Source organism: Mangrovicella endophytica (assembly GCF_002893625.1).
GTDB lineage: Bacteria > Pseudomonadota > Alphaproteobacteria > Rhizobiales > Rhizobiaceae > Mangrovicella > Mangrovicella endophytica.
Map to the genome: position 1 here is coordinate 193,907 of NZ_PKMZ01000005.1, position 18,348 is coordinate 212,254.

Annotated in this window: 17 protein-coding genes; 11 read left to right on the plus strand and 6 right to left on the minus strand. The window is 67.2% G+C overall.

From position 1 onward, the window contains the following. Positions 1–76 precede the first annotated feature (76 nt). Positions 77–922: a transglycosylase SLT domain-containing protein gene (locus C0R46_RS13670; protein WP_342586515.1), complete on the plus strand. Its 846-nt coding sequence runs from the start codon at positions 77–79 to the stop codon at positions 920–922. A gap of 20 nt (positions 923–942) precedes the next feature. Here the strand turns inward: C0R46_RS13670 and C0R46_RS13675 are convergent, their stop codons facing one another. Continuing rightward, positions 943–1,842, minus strand: coding sequence for a farnesyl diphosphate synthase (locus C0R46_RS13675; RefSeq protein ID WP_102960192.1), 900 nt, complete (start codon positions 1,840–1,842; stop codon positions 943–945). 168 nt (positions 1,843–2,010) lie between these two features. Here C0R46_RS13675 and mtgA point away from each other — a divergent pair, with 168 nt between their 5' ends. After that, positions 2,011–2,688 carry a monofunctional biosynthetic peptidoglycan transglycosylase gene (gene mtgA, locus C0R46_RS13680; RefSeq protein WP_102960276.1) on the plus strand — a complete coding sequence of 226 codons (678 nt, stop codon included), beginning with the start codon at positions 2,011–2,013 and terminating at the stop codon, positions 2,686–2,688. A 268-nt stretch (positions 2,689–2,956) separates the two neighbouring features. Next, a complete protein-coding gene (rpmF, locus tag C0R46_RS13685) occupies positions 2,957–3,142 on the plus strand; it encodes a 50S ribosomal protein L32 (RefSeq protein WP_102960193.1) in 186 nt (61 codons plus the stop codon). A 107-nt stretch (positions 3,143–3,249) separates the two neighbouring features. On the opposite strand, the gene C0R46_RS13690 is transcribed toward rpmF, so the two are convergent. Beyond that, positions 3,250–3,570, minus strand: coding sequence for a DMT family transporter (locus C0R46_RS13690; RefSeq protein ID WP_102960194.1), 321 nt, complete (start codon positions 3,568–3,570; stop codon positions 3,250–3,252). Positions 3,571–3,701: 131 nt separating this feature from the next. Then, a complete protein-coding gene (gene phaR, locus C0R46_RS13695; protein ID WP_102960195.1) occupies positions 3,702–4,310 on the minus strand; it encodes a polyhydroxyalkanoate synthesis repressor PhaR in 609 nt (202 codons plus the stop codon). A gap of 294 nt (positions 4,311–4,604) precedes the next feature. On the opposite strand from phaR, the gene C0R46_RS13700 reads away from it, so the two are divergent. From C0R46_RS13700 to C0R46_RS13735, 8 genes are all read left to right on the plus strand, one after another. Next, positions 4,605–5,783: an acetyl-CoA C-acetyltransferase gene (locus C0R46_RS13700; RefSeq protein WP_102960196.1), complete on the plus strand. Its 1,179-nt coding sequence runs from the start codon at positions 4,605–4,607 to the stop codon at positions 5,781–5,783. Positions 5,784–5,844: 61 nt separating this feature from the next. After that, complete coding sequence (gene phbB / locus C0R46_RS13705; RefSeq protein WP_102960197.1) at positions 5,845–6,570, plus strand: acetoacetyl-CoA reductase; 726 nt, start codon at positions 5,845–5,847, stop codon at positions 6,568–6,570. Between the two features lie 161 nt (positions 6,571–6,731). Then, positions 6,732–7,088 (plus strand): PepSY domain-containing protein, encoded by a 357-nt coding sequence (locus C0R46_RS13710; RefSeq protein ID WP_245413579.1) that lies wholly within the window; start codon positions 6,732–6,734, stop codon positions 7,086–7,088. Between the two features lie 152 nt (positions 7,089–7,240). After that, the gene (locus tag C0R46_RS13715; RefSeq protein ID WP_425349888.1) at positions 7,241–10,762 is read left to right on the plus strand and encodes a helicase-related protein; all 3,522 of its coding nucleotides are present in this window, start codon (positions 7,241–7,243) and stop codon (positions 10,760–10,762) included. A 172-nt stretch (positions 10,763–10,934) separates the two neighbouring features. Further along, complete coding sequence (locus tag C0R46_RS13720; protein WP_102960199.1) at positions 10,935–11,330, plus strand: RNA-binding S4 domain-containing protein; 396 nt, start codon at positions 10,935–10,937, stop codon at positions 11,328–11,330. A gap of 218 nt (positions 11,331–11,548) precedes the next feature. Beyond that, a complete protein-coding gene (gene fdxA / locus C0R46_RS13725; protein WP_102960200.1) occupies positions 11,549–11,887 on the plus strand; it encodes a ferredoxin FdxA in 339 nt (112 codons plus the stop codon). A 387-nt stretch (positions 11,888–12,274) separates the two neighbouring features. Next, positions 12,275–12,856 (plus strand): CarD family transcriptional regulator, encoded by a 582-nt coding sequence (locus C0R46_RS13730; protein ID WP_102960201.1) that lies wholly within the window; start codon positions 12,275–12,277, stop codon positions 12,854–12,856. Between the two features lie 309 nt (positions 12,857–13,165). Then, positions 13,166–14,032, plus strand: a complete 867-nt coding sequence (locus C0R46_RS13735; RefSeq protein WP_102960202.1) for an RNA polymerase factor sigma-32 — start codon at positions 13,166–13,168, stop codon at positions 14,030–14,032. 215 nt (positions 14,033–14,247) lie between these two features. Here the strand turns inward: C0R46_RS13735 and C0R46_RS13740 are convergent, their stop codons facing one another. The 3 genes from C0R46_RS13740 to thiP all read right to left on the minus strand — a co-directional run bounded on the left by C0R46_RS13740 (position 14,248) and on the right by thiP (position 18,332). Further along, positions 14,248–15,738: a M48 family metalloprotease gene (locus tag C0R46_RS13740; RefSeq protein ID WP_102960203.1), complete on the minus strand. Its 1,491-nt coding sequence runs from the start codon at positions 15,736–15,738 to the stop codon at positions 14,248–14,250. Between the two features lie 216 nt (positions 15,739–15,954). Beyond that, a complete protein-coding gene (gene thiQ / locus C0R46_RS13745; protein WP_102960204.1) occupies positions 15,955–16,698 on the minus strand; it encodes a thiamine ABC transporter ATP-binding protein in 744 nt (247 codons plus the stop codon). Beyond that, positions 16,695–18,332 carry a thiamine/thiamine pyrophosphate ABC transporter permease gene (thiP, locus tag C0R46_RS13750; protein ID WP_102960205.1) on the minus strand — a complete coding sequence of 546 codons (1,638 nt, stop codon included), beginning with the start codon at positions 18,330–18,332 and terminating at the stop codon, positions 16,695–16,697. The genes thiQ and thiP overlap by 4 nt, the downstream gene beginning before the upstream one ends. Between the last annotated feature and the right edge of the window lie 16 nt (positions 18,333–18,348).

Consider the following 18,348-nt stretch of genomic DNA (forward strand, 5'->3'; position numbering starts at 1 on the left):
TCGCAGGCTCGGTCTTGCCGTCGCTCTCCTGATCCTATTTGTCGGCGGTGCACCGGCTCTCGCAGCGGACGGATCCGTGCTGCCGGAGCTCGCCTATCCCACCAAGCCGCCGCCCGAACTGACGGCTGCGGAGCCGGGCAAGCCGACGACAGCCGGCAGCAATGTCGGCACCATCTGCGACCTCATCCAGTTCCATGCCGATCTCAACGGCATGCCGCGCGACTTCTTCGCTCGGCTGATCTGGAAGGAAAGCCGCTTCGATGCCAGTGCGGTCTCGCCGGTCGGCGCCAGCGGCATCGCGCAGTTCATGCCCTATACCGCGCGCGAGCGGGGCCTGGCCGATCCATTCGACCTGACCGAGGCGATCCGCCATTCGGCTCTCTACCTCAGGGACCTGCGCGCCGACCTTGGCAACTGGGGCCTTGCCGCGGCGGCCTATAATGGCGGCCCCAACCGGGTGCGCGGCTGGCTCGCCAATGGCGGGCTGCTGCCGCTGGAGACGGAGGACTATGTCCGCTCCATCACCGCCCGCGAGGCCGACTGGTTTCGCGACGCCGGCCGCGAGGTCGAGCCGCGGCCGCTGGCGAAGGGCCTGTCCTTCGCCGAGGGCTGCCGCAAGCTGCCGGTCATGGCGACACGCTCGAGCCCGGCCGCGCCGGCCAGCGCGCCGATGAAGCCATGGGGCGTGCAGGTCGCCGGCAATTTCCGCCAGAGCGCGGCGCTGGCGAGCTATCGCCGGCTGCAGGGACGATTCCCCGCCATCCTCGGCGGACGCGATCCGATCGTCATGCGCGACCGCAACGGTATTGGACGGCGGTCGATCTGGGCGGTGCGGATCGGCGCCGATAGCCGCAGTGAGGCCGACACGCTGTGCGCGCGCCTGCGCGGCGCCGGCGGCGCCTGCATCGTCTTCCGGAACTGAGAGCTTCGATCCGCGCAGCTTTACCTTGTGCGCGTTGCGGCGAAGCGGGCTGCCTGCGCCAGCAGGCTGCCGCGCTCGCCGAAGGGCTGCAGCAGCTCCTCGGCCTCGTCGACGAGATCGCCGAGCTTGTCGCGCGTCCAGCCATGGCCGTGCAGGGCGGGAAGAGTCTTCTTGCCCTTGCCGCGATCCTTGCCGGCGGCCTTGCCGAGCGTCGCGGCGTTCGCCGTCTCGTCGAGCAGGTCGTCGGCCAGCTGGAAGGCGAGACCGACGACGTCGCCGAAGCGGCGCATATGCGCCCGCTCTTCGGTGGATACCGTGCCGAGAACGGCACCGGCCTCGCAGGCAAACGAGATCAGCGCGCCCGTCTTCATCGCCTGCATGCGGGCGATCTCCAGCTCGGACAGGCTCTCCGTTTCCGCCGCGAGGTCGAGGATCTGGCCGCCGACCATGCCGGGTGATCCGGCGCGCCGGGCGAGCAGCGCGACGAGGGCCACACGCTTGTCGGCGGTCGCCGTCTCGATCTCGGCCAGGAGCCCGAAGGCGAGCGTCAGCAGCGCGTCACCGGCCAGGATCGCGGTTGCCTCGTCATAGGCCTTGTGGACCGTCGGCTGGCCGCGGCGCAGATCGTCGTCATCCATGGCCGGCAGGTCGTCATGGACCAGCGAGTAGGAATGGACGCATTCGAGTGCCACGGCCGCCATCAGCGCGCCGGCGCGATCCCCACCGAACAGCTTGGCGCTCTCCAGCAGCAGGAAGGGCCGCAGCCGCTTGCCGCCGTTCAGGACGCCGTGGCGCATCGCACCGAGAAGCCGGTGCGGCGTGCCGCTGACGAGTTTGTGAGAACCCAGAATGTCGTCGAGGGCCATTTCTACGGCCTTGGCCGTTTCGGCGAGCTTGGCCTCGAATGCCTGAACCTGCATGTGCCGTTTCCATCCCTGCCGGGCGCTGATGCCCGCTGACCACCATGCTCGCCGCAGGTGGTCCGTCCCGGCCCCGCGTCGCCATTGCGCTCCATCTTTAGCGCCGATAAGTAAAAGCTTGATCCTCCGTCCGCTCCGCCGGTGCTGCGAAAGCCTTCCCATTTCGAGATGCTGCGACGATCCTTAAGCATTGCCGCCCTCGTCGTGGTCGCTCTCATTTCGCTCCCGATCGTCCTGGTGCTGGTCTACGCCATCCCCGGCGTGCATCCCGTGTCCACGCTGATGCTGGCGGATCATTTCACCTTCCAGAAAGTGGAACGGGACTGGGTCGCGCTCGACGATATTTCGCCGGTGCTGATCCATTCCGTGATGATGTCCGAGGATGGGCAGTACTGCTTCCATGGCGGCATCGACTGGACGCAGATGCGGGCCGTCGTGGACGATGCCATGGAGGGCGAATCGACCAGGGGCGCTTCGACCATCCCGATGCAGACGGTGAAGAACCTCTTCCTCTGGTCTGGCCGCTCCTATCTGCGCAAGGCGCTGGAGGCGCCTCTGGCGCTCTATGCCGACTTCATCTGGACGAAACGCCGCCTGATGGAGATCTATCTCAACGTCGCCGAGTGGGGCGACGGCATTTATGGCGTCGAGGCGGCGAGCTGGCATTACTTCAATAAGCCGGCCTTTGCGCTGACGGCGCGGGAAGCCGCCTTGCTCGCCGTGACGCTGCCATCTCCGGCGACGCGCAATCCCGCCAAACCCTCGCGCGGTCTCAAGCGCCTGTCCGGCGTGATCGAAAAGCGCGCGCGGGGTTCGGGCGACTACGTCGGCTGCGTGAAGAGCTGAGGCGAGGCAGGCGGCTGGCGCTGGCGCCCAAGCGTCGGGCGGTGCCGCCGAGTCATTTGTCGCGGCAGCCTTCCCATCGGCCTTCGCATTTGCTATGGGCTGCCGCGAATTCCCGTCACGACGAGGTCTGGACGCTTTCGGGCGACCACCGGTCTATGGACGCGAATGCAGCCGGACCTCCGCTTCGCCGCGGCCTCCAGGCTGCGGAACCCCATCATGCGCACATCCGGCCGCCGCCGGTTCGGGCGCGACCGAACGGAGCAGGACAATGGCCGTACCTAAGCGAAAGACATCGCCCTCCAAGCGCGGCATGCGCCGCTCGGCCGACGCCCTCAAGGCGCCGACCTATATCGAGGACAAGAACTCGGGCGAGCTGCGCCGTCCGCACCATATCGACCTGAAGACCGGCATGTATCGCGGCAAGCAGGTCCTGGCGGTCAAGGACAACGGCTGAGGGCTCTTGCGCCTTTCGTCGAGCATTGGAAAAGCCGCGCGGTTCGCGCGGCTTTTTTATTTTGAGGGGACGAAGCGTTCTGGTTCGGCACCGCGCTTTCGATGGGCTCACCCCGTCGATGAGAGCTTCATCAGAACCAGCCCGGACAGGATCAGCGCGGCGGCAAGCAGGCGCGCGGGCGTCGCCGCTTCGCCGAGAATGACGATGCCGACGACAAAGGCGCCGACGGCGCCGATGCCGGTCCAGATCGTATAGGCCGTACCCAGCGGCAGCATCCGCATCGCCAGCGACAGGAGAGCGAAGCTGCCGATCATGGCGGCCGCCATGACCGTGGTCGGGACGGCGCGCGTGAAGCCGTCCGACTGCTTCATCGCATAGGACCAGACGATTTCGAGAATGCCAGCGGCAACGAGGTAGATCCAGGCCATCGAGCCCTCCGAGAGAAGGGCCGGGCCGTCCCGGACTTCAGCTCCGCCGCGGCGGAGGGAGGACGTGGCCTCGCTCGGATGATCTGGGTCGGGTCAGGCGCTGCTTCAATCCCGCGGCGCTCTGCCGGACGCTATGGCGTCTTCTTGGCGTCCATGGCTTCGAGGCGCCGCTGCATGTCGGCGAGCTGCTGGCGCATGGCCGCGAGCTCATCCGGATCGGCCGTCCCGCTGGCCGAGGTTGGCGCCGCCCCTCCGTTCGCCTCGCCGGACTCGCGGGTAGCGGGCGTGGCGAGGAACGGATTGAACATCGCCATGGCCTGGCGGAACATCTCCGTGTTGCGCCGCACCTGCGCTTCCATCAGCTTCATCGGCGATTGCGCCATCGCGCCGTTCACCTCCTTGCGGAAGTTCTCCTGTTCGTTGGCGAAGGCGGACATGGAATGTTCGAGATAGCCGGGGATGACCATCTGCATCTGATCGCCATAGAAGCGGATCAGCTGCCGCAGGAAGGTGATTGGCATCAGGTTCTGGCCGCCCTTGTTCTCCTGCTCGAAGATGATCTGCGTCAGAACGGAGTGGGTGATATCCTCGCCGGTCTTGGCGTCCTGAACGACGAAGTCCTCGTTGCCCTTGACCATCGCGGCAAGGTTCTCGAGCGTCACGTAGGTGCTCGTGCCGGTATTGTAGAGACGCCGGTTGGCGTACTTCTTGATGACCGTCGTTTCCGCGTTCTTGGCCATGCCTCACCCTCAGGACCGTGCGCATTCGCAGGTGCGACCGCTCTTCTTGCCGAGGCCTCTGTGCACCGCAGTAATGATTGGCACAAAAGCCCCGCCGGGCCAAATGTTTCGCTATGTTGAGGGTAACGCGGCCGCATACGACGGTCGTTGAGGGCGCCGTGCGGGCATCGCACCGCGGCATCGCGGCTCGCCACCGTCGCGTTTGACGCGATCAAAGGCCTCTGCAACAACATGGGTAAGACAGGTCCGCCGGTGCCGCATGAACGGCGCCGCCGCCTCGGAGGAGAACGCGGCATGACCCCATCCATCGTCATCGCAGGCGCTGCACGCACGCCGGTCGGCTCGTTCAACGGGGCCTTTGCCGACGTTCCCGCCCACCAGCTCGGTGCTGCCGTGATCAAGGAATCGCTCGCGCGCGCCGGCGTTGAGGCCGCCGAGGTGGACGAGGTCATCATGGGCCAGATCCTGACGGCGGGCGAGGGGCAGAACCCGGCCCGTCAGGCGGCGATGCTGGCCGGTTGTCCGAAGGAGACGACCGCCTGGGGGCTGAACCAGCTCTGCGGCTCGGGCCTGCGCGCCGTCGCGCTCGGCATGCAGCAGATCGCCACGGGCGATGCCCGCGTGATCGTCGCGGGCGGCCAGGAGTCCATGTCGATGGCCCCGCATGCGGCGCATCTGCGCCAGGGGCAGAAGATGGGCGACCTGAAGATGGTCGACACCATGCTGAAGGACGGTCTGATCGACGCCTTCAACGGCTATCACATGGGCATTACGGCTGAGAACGTGTCGCGCCAGTGGCAGATCACCCGCGACCAGCAGGACGAATTCGCGGTGGCCTCGCAGACCAAGGCCGAGGCGGCCCAGAAGGATGGGCGGTTCAAGGACGAGATCGTCGCCTTCACCGTCAAGGGCCGCAAGGGCGACACGGTTGTCGAGGCCGACGAGTACATCAAGCCCGGCACCACGCTGGAAAAGGTCCAGAAGCTGCGGCCCGCTTTCGATAAGGAAGGCACGGTCACGGCGGCGAACGCCTCCGGCATCAATGACGGCGCGGCGGCTGCGGTGCTGATGAGCGAGGAGGAGGCCAACCGCCGCGGCGTGACGCCCCTGGTGCGCATTGTGTCCTGGGCCACCGCCGGCGTCGATCCGGCGGTGATGGGCACCGGCCCGATTCCCGCCTCCCGCCGCGCGCTGGAAAAGGCGGGCTGGAGCATTGGTGATCTCGATCTCGTCGAAGCGAACGAAGCCTTTGCCGCCCAGGCCTGCGCGGTGAACAAGGATCTCGGCTGGGACCCGTCCATCGTCAACGTCAATGGCGGCGCCATCGCCATCGGGCATCCCGTCGGTGCATCCGGTGCCCGCATCCTGAACACGCTGATCTTTGAAATGCAGCGGCGCAGTGCCCGCAAGGGTCTGGCGACGCTCTGCATCGGTGGTGGCATGGGCATCGCCATGTGCCTCGAACGCCTGTAGCGCAGACCGGCAAGAGGCGGCGAACAAGCCGCCCGCCGTATCAGAGTCGGGAGGAGCATCCATGGGCAGGGTTGCGATCGTGACCGGCGGAACCCGGGGCATCGGCGGCGCCGTATCGAAAGCGCTCCAGGCGGCCGGCTACACCGTCGCCGCGAACTTCGCCGGCAACGCGGCAGCGGCCGAAGCCTTTCGAGACGAGACCGGTATCGCCATCTATCGCTGGGACGTGTCGAGCTACGAGGCATGCCGGGACGGAATAGAGCGCGTGGCCGCCGATCTTGGCCCGGTCGACATTCTCGTCAACAATGCCGGCATCACCCGGGACGCGATGTTCCACAAGATGACGCCGGACGATTGGAGCGCCGTCATCGGCACCAATCTCAACGGCCTCTTCAACATGACGCACCCGCTCTGGCCCGGCATGCGCGAGCGCCGCTTTGGCCGCATCGTCAACATCTCCTCGATCAACGGCCAGAAGGGCCAGGCGGGCCAGGTGAACTACTCCGCCTCTAAGGCCGGCGACCTCGGCTTCACCCGGGCTCTGGCGCTGGAAGGCGCGCGCAGCGGCATCACGGTGAACGCCATCTGCCCCGGCTATGTCGCAACCGAGATGGTGAGAGCCATCGACCCGCAGGTGCTGAAGGATCGCATCCTGCCGCAGATTCCGGCCGGCCGGCTGGGCGAGCCGGAGGAGATCGCGCGCTGCGTACTCTTCCTCGTGGCGGACGACGCGTCCTTCATCACCGGCGCAACCCTTACCGCCAATGGCGGCCAGTACATGCTCTGAGGCACCGATCGTCCCAGACGCATCGATCCTCCTCAGCCGTTAACTGCTCTGCCGATCATCAACGACGATGCGGTTTGAGCGGAGGGAACCTTTCGGCACCGAACCGGTTCTGGCGTCCAAGATGCGCCCGAGAATCGGAAACCGCAGAAAGGAATAACCCCATGATCCGCAAGTCCCTGACGATCGCCATCCTGACAGTCGCGACGCTCGCCTCCGCCGCGCCGTCCATGGCGCAGTCGCTCGAGATCGGCCGCGACGGCGTCCGGCTGGTGGATCCGCGCGAGCGCGCCCGTGAGGAGCGTCGCGAAGAACGGCGCGAGGATCGCCGTGATCGCCGTGCGCTGCGCGAGCTGCGGGAGCGCGATGCCGTGCGCATCGCTCGCGGCGAAGGTGTGCGCGAGGTCGACGATGTCGTTCGCACGCGCAACACGTACCGCGTGCTTGGCGCCGACCGCCGTGGTCGCGACATCCGTGTCGATATCGACCGCTACACGGGCCGCGTTCTCGCCGTTCGCTGACGCTCGCATTCCAGACCGATCGGAAGGCCCGTCGCCCTGCGGCGGGCCTTTGCCGTTCTGCGACGCATTGACGCTCGCAACGACAGCGAAAGCTGTGCATGAACGAAGCGGCTGGTGTTGTCGCCGCTTTGTCCCATCTATGTCGAGAGATGATGGACGTGCGCCACGACCTTTTGCCTGCCGCGCAGGCTGCCCGGCTCCCAGATGGCCGTGGCGTCACAGCGGTGCTGGGTCCCACCAACACCGGCAAGACCTTCTTCGCCATCGAGCGGATGATCGCCCACTCGTCCGGCGTCATCGGGCTGCCGCTGCGTCTCCTGGCGCGCGAGGTCTATCAGAAGGTCTGCGACCGGGTCGGACCCGGCGCCGTCGCGCTGATCACCGGCGAGGAGAAGATCAAGCCGCCGAACGCGCGCTACTCCGTCTGTACCGTGGAAGCGATGCCCCGCGACCCGAACGTCGCCTTCGTGGCGATCGACGAGGTGCAACTCGCCGCCGATCTCGAGCGGGGCCACGTCTTCACCGACCGCATCCTCCATACGCGCGGACGTGACGAGACGCTCCTGCTCGGCGCCGGCACGATGCGCGGTGTCATCGAGCGGCTGCTGAAGGGCGTGACTGTGGTCACGCGGCCCCGCCTGTCGAACCTCATCTATGCCGGGTCGAACAAGATCACCCGATTGCCGCGCCGCTCGGCGATCGTCGCCTTCTCGGCCGACGAGGTCTATGCCATCGCCGAGGTGATCCGGCGCCAGCGGGGCGGGGCGGCGGTGGTGCTCGGTGCGCTGAGTCCGCGCACGCGCAACGCGCAGGTCGAGCTCTATCAGTCGGGCGAGGTCGACTTTCTGGTCGCAACCGATGCGATCGGCATGGGCCTCAATCTCGATGTCGACCATGTCGCCTTCGCGCAGGACTGGAAGTTCGACGGGTTCCAGTACCGCCAGCTGACGCCGGCCGAATATGGCCAGATCGCCGGTCGCGCCGGACGGCATCTGCGCGACGGCAGCTTCGGCGTCACCGGAAAGGTCGACCCGCTGCCGCAGGAGCTGGTCGAGGCGCTGGAGGCGCATTCCTTCGCACCGGTGCGGGTGCTGCAGTGGCGCAGCCGCGACTTCGACTTCGCCTCCGTCGCCGCGCTGAAGCAGAGTCTGGAGCGCCTGCCGCCGGCCGACGAGCTGGCGCGCTGCCTGCCGGCCGTCGACCAACGGGCCCTGGAGTTTCTGTCGCGCGACCCGGATGTCACCGCACGGGCGACTTCGCCAAAGCGTGTGGAGCTCCTGTGGGAGGCCTGCAAGCTCCCGGATTACCGCCGCATCGCACCGGCGCAGCACGCGGAAATCATCGCGACCATCTATCACGACCTTGTCGACCGCGGCCACGTGGCCGAAGATTACATGGCCGCGCAGGTCAAGCGCGCCGACCGGATGGAAGGCGACATCGACACGCTGTCGCAGCGAATCGCCGAAATCCGTACCTGGACCTACATTTCGCACGCGCCGGGATGGCTTGCCGATCCGACACACTGGCAGGAAAAGACACGCGACATCGAAGACCGCCTTTCAGACGCTCTTCACGAACGGTTGACGAAACGCTTCGTAGATCGCAGGACAAGCGTCCTGATGAAGCGGCTGAGAGAGAACGCATATATGGAAGCTGAGATCGGCGGCGACGGCACGGTTCTCGTTGAAGGGCACCATGTGGGCGAGCTGCAGGGCTTCCGGTTCACGCCCGACACCAAAGCCGAGGGTCCGGACGCCAAGGCGGTTCGCGCGGCTGCGCAGAAGGCGCTCGCCGGCGAGTTCGAGAAGCGCGCCGAACGCTTCGCCAATGCGCCGAACGGCGACCTCGCGCTCGGCTCCGATGGCCTCCTGCGCTGGCTCGGCGCACCGGTCGCCGCGCTCGCGGGGACCGAGGATGCGCTGAAGCCGCGTGTCGTCCTCTTCGCCGACGAGCAACTCACCGGTCCGGCGCGCGACAAGGTCGCCGCGCGGGCCGACCGCTTCGTGACCTACCAGGTCTCCACCATCTTGAAGCCGCTGGCCGACCTCAAGGCCGCCGAGACGCTGGAAGGCGCGGCGCGCGGTATCGCCTACCGTCTCTATGAGAACTACGGACTGATCCACCGGCGCGAGATCGCCGAGGAGGTCCGCTCGCTGGATCAGGAAGCGCGCGCGGCGCTGCGCCGCTGCGGCGTGCGCTTTGGCGCCTACCACATCTTCGTTCCCGCGCTGGTGAAGCCGGCGCCCGCCAATCTCCTGACCGTCCTCTGGGGCATTCAGCATGACGGCCGCTACCGGCCCGGCTTCGGCGACGTCACGCAGCTCCTGGCGACCGGTCGCACCTCGGCCGTCGCCGATACGAGCTATGATCCGATCTTCTACCAGCTGGCGGGGTACCGTCTGCTCGGCCGGCGCGCCGTGCGCGTCGACATCCTGGAGCGGCTGGCGGACCTGATCCGTCCGGCCCTCGCCTGGAAGCCCGGCAGCGGCAAGCGGCCGGAGGGCGCATTCGACGGGTCGCAGTTCGTCGTCACGCCAGCCATGATGTCGATCCTCGGCGCCACCGCCGACGACATGGACGAGATCCTGAAGGGTCTCGGCTACCGTGCCCAGCCGATCGAGGCCACGGCCTTCGAGGCGAAGATCGCCAGCCAGGACGAGGCTGCCCGCACTGCCGAGGCGGCCAAGGCTGCGGAGGCTGCCGCTGCTGCGACTTCGGCGAGCGAGAGCGGCAGTGACGCGGCGGCGGCTGCATCCGGTGAGGATGCCGCCACGACATCCGGTGAGGATGCTGCTGTCGCTCCCGGCGATGAACAGACCGCAGGCTTCGATGACGCGGCGGCTTCGCTGGAGCAGTCCGTCGAGCCGGCAGAGGCGTCAGAGCCGATTGCCGCTGCAGATGAGGCGCAGGCTCCCGAAGCCGATGCGGCTGCTACCGAGGTGGTGGCCGAGAGCGTCCCGGCGAACGAGCCGGCATCCGGCTCGGACGTGCCGGGTGAAGCTTCGGACGCAGAGGCTTCCGATGGCGGCGCCGACATTTCGGCAGCGACGTCCTCCGACGCGGCCGCTTCGGTCGAGGCGTCTTCCGCGGCTGCGGACGCGCCGGCGGAGACCGTGACGGCAGGAGTGCAGGCCGATGCCACGGCCTCGGCAGAGCCGAAGCTGGTGCAGCTCTGGCGCCCGCAGCGTTTCGAAGGTCGCGGCAATCGCGGCGAGCGCTTCGGCAACCGCAATGCCGGTCGCGGCCGTGGACGCAGCGATGCGTCCGGCGCGCCTGGCGCACCCGGCGCTCAGGCCGGCGAAGCCCGTGAGGGCGAGCGGCGCGGTCGCGGCGGCCCCGGCCGGGGTGAAGGCGGCGGCAAGCGCCCGTGGCAGGGCGGCGGACGCAATGATGCGGCCGAGCGTCAGGCCGGTGCCGGCGGCGCAGGCGGCGAAGGCGGACGGGCGGACGCGCGTCCGGACAATCGCGAAGGCGGCCGCGGGGCCGAGCGCAACAATCGCCGCTTCGACAAGGGCGGACCGAAGGGCAATCGTCCCGACGGCGACAAGGGCAAGCGCACCGACTGGTCGAAGGCCGCCGAGGCTGGCCAGCGTCGTTTCGAAAAGCCGCGCGCGATCGATCCGGACTCGCCCTTCGCCAAGCTCGCCGCTCTCAAGGACAAGCTCGGCAAGTGATCGGGGGCGGGCTTGATCCGCATGGCGCTGCCGCAAGGTTGCGGCCGGTCGTCGGATCGAGCCGCGTCAGCGCCCGGCCGTCGAGCGCCGAGGCCCTCAGCATCCTGGAGCCGCAGGAGCCCAGCAGTTTGACGTCTTCATCGCTTCGGCGCCTGCCCCAGGCACGGTCGAGCTGATGGCGGAGGGCGGGCAGCGCGTCGACAAATGGCTGTTCTTCACGAGAGCGATTAAATCGCGCAGCCTGGCCCAGAAGCTGGTCCAATCCGGAGCCGTGCGGATCAACCGCGACAAGATCGACAATCCGGCGCGGCAGGTGCGGCCGGGCGATGTCCTGACGCTGTCACTGCATGGCACGGTGCGTGTGCTGAAAGTCGTTGACGGCGGCGCGAGGCGAGGGCCGGCGGTCGAGGCGGCGACGCTTTACGAGGACCTGTCACCGCCCCGTCCGCCAGGCGCAACGAAGACGGACGAGGGAACGCCCGTTCCGGGCTACGAGCCAAGCGCTCGCCCGCCGACGAAGCAGGAGCGCCGGGCGCTGTCGCGGCTTCGCGACGACCTCATGGACTGACGGGCCGGCGAGGGCCCCAGCGAGCGCGGTTATGCAGGAATAGCTTTGCGTGGGGCGCATCGATTGCAAGATGCTTTGCTCTTGCCAGCCCCCGCGCGGCGGTCTACCTCCGGCCCCTGTGCGGCCCGGCCTCTGACTGTCTCCGACAAGCCGCAACCTCCTTTCCGAGACGCCCGCATGCGCTTGGTTGCGCGGCGTCGAACGCCGAAGGTCTGGCAATGACTTATGTCGTCACCGACAACTGCATCCGTTGCAAGTACATGGACTGCGTCGAGGTCTGTCCGGTGGACTGCTTCTACGAGGGCGAGAACATGCTCGTCATTCATCCGGACGAGTGCATCGACTGCGGCGTCTGCGAGCCGGAGTGTCCTGCCGAGGCGATCAAGCCGGACACCGAGCCGAACCTCGACAAGTGGCTTCAGCTGAATGCCGAATATGCCGACAAGTGGCCGAACATCACGGTGAAGCGCGAGGCTCCGGCCGATGCCAAGGAGCGTGACGGCGAGACCGGCAAGTTCGAGAAGTACTTCTCCGCCGAGGCTGGCGAAGGCGACTGACACTGACATGCGGCGTCTTTCAGGAGACGCCGCATCATCCGGTTCGAGGGTGCGGCGCGCTAGCGCGGAAACCGGAAGTAAACCATCCTAAATTCTTGAATTTTGCGTCCGATTGCTGTATTGTGCAGAAGACAGTCGGGCGCTGCGGCATTTTTGCCACTCGGCATAGCGCTCCAGGCACCCCGAAAGGATGCTCTTCCAACAGGTCTTCGGTCTTACGTCGGAGCCATCCCGGCTCCGGTGACCATCACCTGTGGCAGCAGCGTCGTTCGGACTTCCCGATTGTCAGTCCGTCCTGCGGACTGCGTAGTCATCGGCGTCGCCCGCGTCGCCACCCGTGTCTAGCGGCTGTCATGGCCCGGCACAACAGGGAGTTTGGAACAGCGTATGAGCAGTCAGAAGAAGACCTCCCAGCGTCAGGGTTTCAAGACCGGCGAAAGCATCGTTTATCCGGCTCACGGTGTCGGCCAGATCGTCGCGATCGAAGAGCAGGAAGTGGCGGGCATGAAGCTCGAACTCTTCGTCATCGATTTCGAGAAGGACAAGATGCGGCTGAAGGTGCCGGTGGCGAAGGCCGACGCGGTCGGCATGCGCAAGCTGTCCGAGACCGACTTCGTCGAGCGTTCGCTGAAGGTCGTGCAGGGCCGTGCCCGCATCAAGAAGACGATGTGGAGCCGCCGTGCGCAGGAGTATGACGCGAAGATCAATTCTGGCGACCTGATCCAGATCGCCGAGGTGGTGCGCGACCTCTATCGCGCCGACAGCCAGCCGGAGCAGTCCTATTCCGAGCGGCAGCTGTATGAGGCTGCGCTCAGCCGCATGGCGCGCGAGCTCGCGGCCGTGAATGAGGTGTCGGAAACCGAGGCCGTACGGCTGATCGAGCTGAACCTCAACAAGGGTCCGAAGCGCGGTCCGAAGGCTGCCGAGAACGATGTCGGCGAAGAAGCCGATCAGGAAGAGGCCGCCTGAGGCCATCATTCTGCTGGCGGGCGGTCGATTGGAACTGCTCTCCCTGAAAAGAACATGGCCGGCGCACGATCTCGTGCGTCGGCCTTTTCATGTCGGACAACGGCTGATAGCGTTCCAGCTGCGCCGCTTGTGCGATTCTGATCCAAGCCTTGCCGCGCTTCTTTTTCCTCCTATTTCGCTGCAAAAAGTTTGACCCTGCGGGAACGTTTCCGCGGACGCCGCGTTGCAACATGACCCGGCGCAGGAGTGTCATGCCCTCCTCGACGCCTCTCGGCAGCAACGCCAGAACGTTCATCGGAGGGTTTGACTATGAAGTCTCAGTCCGCAGGCCGTGTCATGATCCGAGCCGCCATGGCGGCTCCCTATCTCCAGCGCGAGGAGGAGTACGAACTCGCCGTTCGCTGGAAGGAGAACCAGGACCAGGCGGCGCTTCATAAGATCACCTCCGCCCATATGCGCCTCGTCATCTCCATGGCCTCGAAGTTCCGTCACTTCGGTCTCGCCATGAACGACCTTATCCAGGAAGGCCATGTCGGCCTCCTCGAAGCTGCAGCCCGGTTCGAGCCGGAGCGCGAAGTGCGCTTCTCGACCTACGCGACCTGGTGGATCCGCGCCTCGATTCAGGACTACATCTTGCGCAACTGGTCGATCGTGCGTGGCGGCACGTCCTCGGCGCAGAAGGCGCTGTTCTTCAACCTCCGCCGGCTGCGGGCCCGCCTCAGCCAAGGGTCGGAGAGCCTGTCCGGCACGGCCATGTATCGCGAGATCGCGACCGCCCTGAAGGTGTCCGAAGGCGATGTGGCGCTGATGGATTCGCGCCTGTCGGGTCCGGACTCCTCGCTGAACGCGCCGCTGATCGACGATGAGTCCGGCAGCGCGGACCGTCAGGATTTCCTCGTCGCCTCCGATCCGCTGCCGGATGAGATGGTGTCCAGCTCCATCGATGACGAGCGTCGCGTCACCTGGCTGAACAGCGCGCTCGACGTCCTCAGCGAACGCGAGCTGAAGATCATCCGCGAGCGCCGCCTTCAGGAAGAGGGCGCCACGCTGGAGGCGCTGGGCTCCAAGCTCGGCATCTCCAAGGAGCGCGTTCGCCAGATCGAGACGCGCGCGCTCGAGAAGCTGCGCGCGGCGCTGCTCCAGACCAATGCCGATCAGGCGGCCTATGTGAGCTGACAATCGTGCGGCGCTCGGCGCCGACCGACTGACTAACCGCCATCGCCATGGCCTTCGCCGAAATTTCGTCGACGGAGGCCATTTGTTTGTGCAGCATGAGCTTCAGGCGCGATGCCGGCGACAGACGGCGTGAGCGCACCGCTGTCAGGCAGCGGATCGCCACGAGACGCCTTGCTCGTTGCAGCGGCGCAGGCTCGAAGGGCGCGAGCCCTTCGTTACTCCGCGACGATCTTGTACTTGGCGCCCGGCTTGATCACGGCACCGGTCCCGAGCGCGTTGAGAAGCTTGAACATCTCGGCCTTCCGATCGATGCCGACCATACGGTTCGACAGGGTCTGGATCGTGTCGCCGGCCGACGCCGTGACGATCCGGATTCGCAGCGGCTTCAACGCCGCCGTTTCCGCCTCGGTGAGGCGGCGGAACGAACCGGCGACGCGATTGGCGACGGAGACCGGGGAGGTCGCGAGGCTCAACGGCAGGGCTGTCAGAAAGCGGTAGACCTGCCCGCCAACCCTGATCACCGTCACGTCGAAGGCATATTCGCCGCCACGCGCGCGAGCCGACACGGCATCGAGATTGCCGATCTTCTCGCGCCGGATGCTCGTCGGGTCGAGGCCGCCGATCCAGCCGCTGTTGACGTAGTCGATCAGGCTGGTCGTCGCCGGCAGGGCGACGCCGTCGAAGCGGATGGCCATGTCACCGGGTCCGGTCGCAAGCACGGCCTCCGCCGTGTTGTCGATCACGAACCCGTCCGGCACCTCGAAGGTGATGCCAAGGCCGGGATGGTAGAAGCGCCGGCCGCGGACATAGCCCTCGACCGCCGAGTCGCCGAACAGCATGCCGTCGATGCCGGCGAGATAACGGTCGCGATCGGCTTCGCCGACGCCGGGTGCGCCGAAATTGCGCGCATGCTGGCGCGCCAGCTCGATGCGCTGCGGGGCGGCCGGGTGGGAGGCGAGGAAATCGAGGCTCGCATCCTGCGCCTGGAAGGCATTGCGGATATGCGAGTAGTCCTCCATCGCCTCCAGGAAGCGGGCGGCGGCGTAAGGGTCATAGCCGGCGCGGCCGATGTGGCGGATGCCGAGGACGTCGGCCTGCAGCTCCTGTTGGCGCGAGAAGCTGGCGAGGCTGAGGCGACCGCGCGCCAGCGCCGCCTGACCGGCGGCGTCGCTCGCCAGCACTTCGCTGACGACGCGGCCGGCGATCTCCGCCGCTTCCTCGCGCTTCTGCCGCTCGATGCCGTGATTGGCCGTGACGTGGCCCATCTCGTGGCCGATCACCGCGGCGACCTCGGCCGAGTCGTTGGCGAGCGCCAGAAGACCACGCGTGATGTAGAGATACCCGCCCGGCAGCGCGAAGGCGTTGACGTTCGGCGAGTTCAGGATGGTGATCCGGTAGGCGCGGGCCGGATCGTCGCTGACGGTGGCGAGCTTCCCGACGATTCCCGCCAGCGCCTGCTCCAGCTTCGGGTCCGAATAGGCGCCGCCATAGGCCGCCAGGATCTTCGGATGCTGCGAACGGGCGATCGAGGACTGAGGATCGGCAGCCTGGATGTTCTCGAAGGTCACCGGCTGGCGCGACGGGCCGGGCAGATAGCCGGTGCGCACCTCGCTGCCTGCATTCGGCGTCAGGTCGTCGAGGCTCTTCTCGATGCTGGTGCAGCCGGCAGCGCTGAGCGCAAGGAGGCTCGCAGCGGCGCGCAGCATAGGCCGCTGCCACCGCTTCAAAGCGCTGCCGCCGCCGGCGTCGAGCCGTGCACTTGCCGCCCCTCTGATCACGCCTGCAATTCCCCTCGTCATGCCGTCACGCCTGTCTAGCCGACACGGCCTCAGGCCAGAAGTGGCGATCCGACACACTGATCGCAAATAGCGCCGAGTTCCATAATCGATAGAGGACTAAACGGGCATTCGGCCCGAAATGCGTCAGAGGTGCCGCGAACCCTCGGCAGATTGGCCGAGATAGGCGTCGATATGCGGATCGCGCCCCGGCGACAGCACGGCATCGGTCGGACCGATCGCGATCAGTTGACCGTTCTCGACGAAGGCGACCCGGTCGGCAAAGCCGCGCGCATCCTCCGGATGGTGCGTGACCATGAGGATGGTCGCAGGACCGCCCGTCCGCTCGGCCCGCAATCGTTTGAGCAGCTGCAGCATCTCCTGCCGGAGCGCCGGCCCCAGCGCGGCGAAAGGCTCGTCGAGAAGGAGCAGCGGACGCTCGCGCAGGAAGGCGCGGGCGAGGGCCACGCGCTGGCGCTCGCCGCCGGAGAGCTCGGCCGGCCGCCGTCTGTCAAAGCCCGACAGGCCCACGGCTGCAAGCGCCGCATCCACGGCCCGCTTCTGATCCGCCGACAGGCGCAGCGATGGCGACAGGCCGAGCGCGACATTCTCGGCAGCGGTAAGATGGGCGAAGAGGTTGTTCTCCTGGAAGACGAAGCTGACCGGGCGTTCGGCAGGCGGTGCTGTCGTCCGGTCAATGCCGCCGATGACGATGCGGCCGCTGTCCGGATGGAGAAAGCCGGCGACGATGTCGAGCAGGGTTGATTTGCCGGCGCCGCTCGGGCCGATCACCGCCAGCCATTCCCCCGCGGCGACGGCGAAGTCGAAGCGCATGTCGAGTTCGTCGTAGCGGAAGCGCACGGCGTCGAGATGCAGGAAGGGACGGTTCATCGGGATGGCTCCGGCCGGCGTAGGCCGCGCTCGGCAAGTACCATCAGAGCGAGGCAAATCAGCCCGAGAATGAGGGCCAGGCCAGCCGCGTCGCGGGTGCGATAGCTGCCCATGCGCTCATACAGGAGGAAGGGCAGGGTGATGAAGTCCTGACTGCCGAAGAGCGCGATGGCGCCGAGATCGCCGAGCGACAGGGCCATGGCAAAGGCGAAGCCGAGACCGACCGGGCTGCGGATCTCCGGCCATTCCACGTGGCGCAGGCGCGCGAAGCCGGTGAGGCCAAGGCTGCGGGCAAGACGGTCGTTGCGGCGGTCGGCAGCCGCCAAGGGCGGCCCGACGATATGCAGAAGAAATGGCAGCGCCATCACCGCATTGGTGGCGACCACAAGGAGCGGTGCGATGGCGAAGACGTCCGCCACCCCGCGCAGCGCCAGGAACCAGCCGGCGCCGACGACGATCGGCGGCACCACGAGGACGAGCCCGGCCGCGATGTCGCCCGCCGAGGCGAGGAGGCGCCTGATTCTCTTGGCCGCGCTCCGACGCCGGCTCGATGGCCGCCGCAGCCGTGTCGTCGCCATCAGGATGGAAAGGGCGAGGACAAGCGAGAGCGTCGCCGCGGCGAGGCCGACGGCCAGGCTGGTCAGCGCGGCTCTGCCCAGCACGGGATCGACGGCAAGGCGCATCAGATCGGCACGAAGCCCATCGATCAGGATGGCCGCGAAGGGCGAGAGAATGAAGAGAAGCGCGAGGAGGAGCACGCCGCCATCGAGAAGCCGGGACAGGCCCGTGCCGCGGTCGTAGCGTCGCGCCTGCGCGCCGAGGGTGAAACCGCCCGTCGGCGCTCCGCCGAGCATCAGCGAGATCGCGAGCACCGCTGCGGTGAGGCCGATCTGTGCCAGTGCCAGCGCGATCGCCCGCGGAGGATCGAAGTCGAAATGGAGGGCCTGGTAGATCTCCACCTCCAGCGTCGTCGCGCCGGGACCGCCGCCGAGAACGAGCACCAGCGTGAAACTGGTGACGCAGAGCATGAAGACGAGGCTGACTGCGGCCGGAATGGCGAGGCGCAGCGCCGGCCATTCAACGATGCGAAACAGCGAGAGGGGCGGGAGCCCAAGCTGTGCCGCCAGCTTCCAGCTCTCCGCGGGTACCTCATCGAGGCGCGCCGTCATCAGCCTTGCGGCCAGCGGCAGGTTGAAGAAGACATGGGCGATGAGGATGCCCGGCAAACCATAGAGGTCGAGCCGCGGCAGACCCGTCGCCGCAAGGATATCGGAGACGATGCCGTTGCGCCCCCAGACCGTGACGATGGCGAGCGCGCCCACGAGGACGGGCAGAGCCTGCGGCAGCAGGAAGATCCGCAGGACGAGGAAGCGGCCGGGGAAGCGCGTGCGATGAAGCGCCAGCGCCAGCGGCACAGCGCCGGCAACAGACAGGAGCGCCGAGAGGCTCGCCTGCAGCAGCGTAAAGCCGACGACGCCGCGCAGATACGGATCGGAGGCGAGAGCCCGCAATGGTGGCGCCTCGCCGCCGACGCCGAGGAGGGTCGCAAAGGCGCCGCCGAGGAAGCCGGTTACCAGCAGCAGGGCTAAACCGCCCGCTGCCAGCCGCATCTGGCGGTCAGCCGCTTCGGTCATCGTCTGTCGCGCCGAC

Coding starts and splice junctions, on each gene's coding strand:
- rpmF (WP_102960193.1), top strand. CDS start 2,957: ATGGCCGTACCTAAGCGAAAGACATCGCCCTCCAAGCGCGGCATGCGC.
- mtgA (WP_102960276.1), top strand. CDS start 2,011: ATGCTGCGACGATCCTTAAGCATTGCCGCCCTCGTCGTGGTCGCTCTC.
- phaR (WP_102960195.1), bottom strand. CDS start 4,310: ATGGCCAAGAACGCGGAAACGACGGTCATCAAGAAGTACGCCAACCGG.
- C0R46_RS13700 (WP_102960196.1), top strand. CDS start 4,605: ATGACCCCATCCATCGTCATCGCAGGCGCTGCACGCACGCCGGTCGGC.
- C0R46_RS13715 (WP_425349888.1), top strand. CDS start 7,241: ATGGACGTGCGCCACGACCTTTTGCCTGCCGCGCAGGCTGCCCGGCTC.
- C0R46_RS13675 (WP_102960192.1), bottom strand. CDS start 1,842: ATGCAGGTTCAGGCATTCGAGGCCAAGCTCGCCGAAACGGCCAAGGCC.
- C0R46_RS13740 (WP_102960203.1), bottom strand. CDS start 15,738: ATGCTGCGCGCCGCTGCGAGCCTCCTTGCGCTCAGCGCTGCCGGCTGC.
- thiQ (WP_102960204.1), bottom strand. CDS start 16,698: ATGAACCGTCCCTTCCTGCATCTCGACGCCGTGCGCTTCCGCTACGAC.
- C0R46_RS13730 (WP_102960201.1), top strand. CDS start 12,275: ATGAGCAGTCAGAAGAAGACCTCCCAGCGTCAGGGTTTCAAGACCGGC.
- thiP (WP_102960205.1), bottom strand. CDS start 18,332: ATGACCGAAGCGGCTGACCGCCAGATGCGGCTGGCAGCGGGCGGTTTA.
- C0R46_RS13735 (WP_102960202.1), top strand. CDS start 13,166: ATGAAGTCTCAGTCCGCAGGCCGTGTCATGATCCGAGCCGCCATGGCG.
- phbB (WP_102960197.1), top strand. CDS start 5,845: ATGGGCAGGGTTGCGATCGTGACCGGCGGAACCCGGGGCATCGGCGGC.
- C0R46_RS13710 (WP_245413579.1), top strand. CDS start 6,732: ATGATCCGCAAGTCCCTGACGATCGCCATCCTGACAGTCGCGACGCTC.
- fdxA (WP_102960200.1), top strand. CDS start 11,549: ATGACTTATGTCGTCACCGACAACTGCATCCGTTGCAAGTACATGGAC.
- C0R46_RS13690 (WP_102960194.1), bottom strand. CDS start 3,570: ATGGCCTGGATCTACCTCGTTGCCGCTGGCATTCTCGAAATCGTCTGG.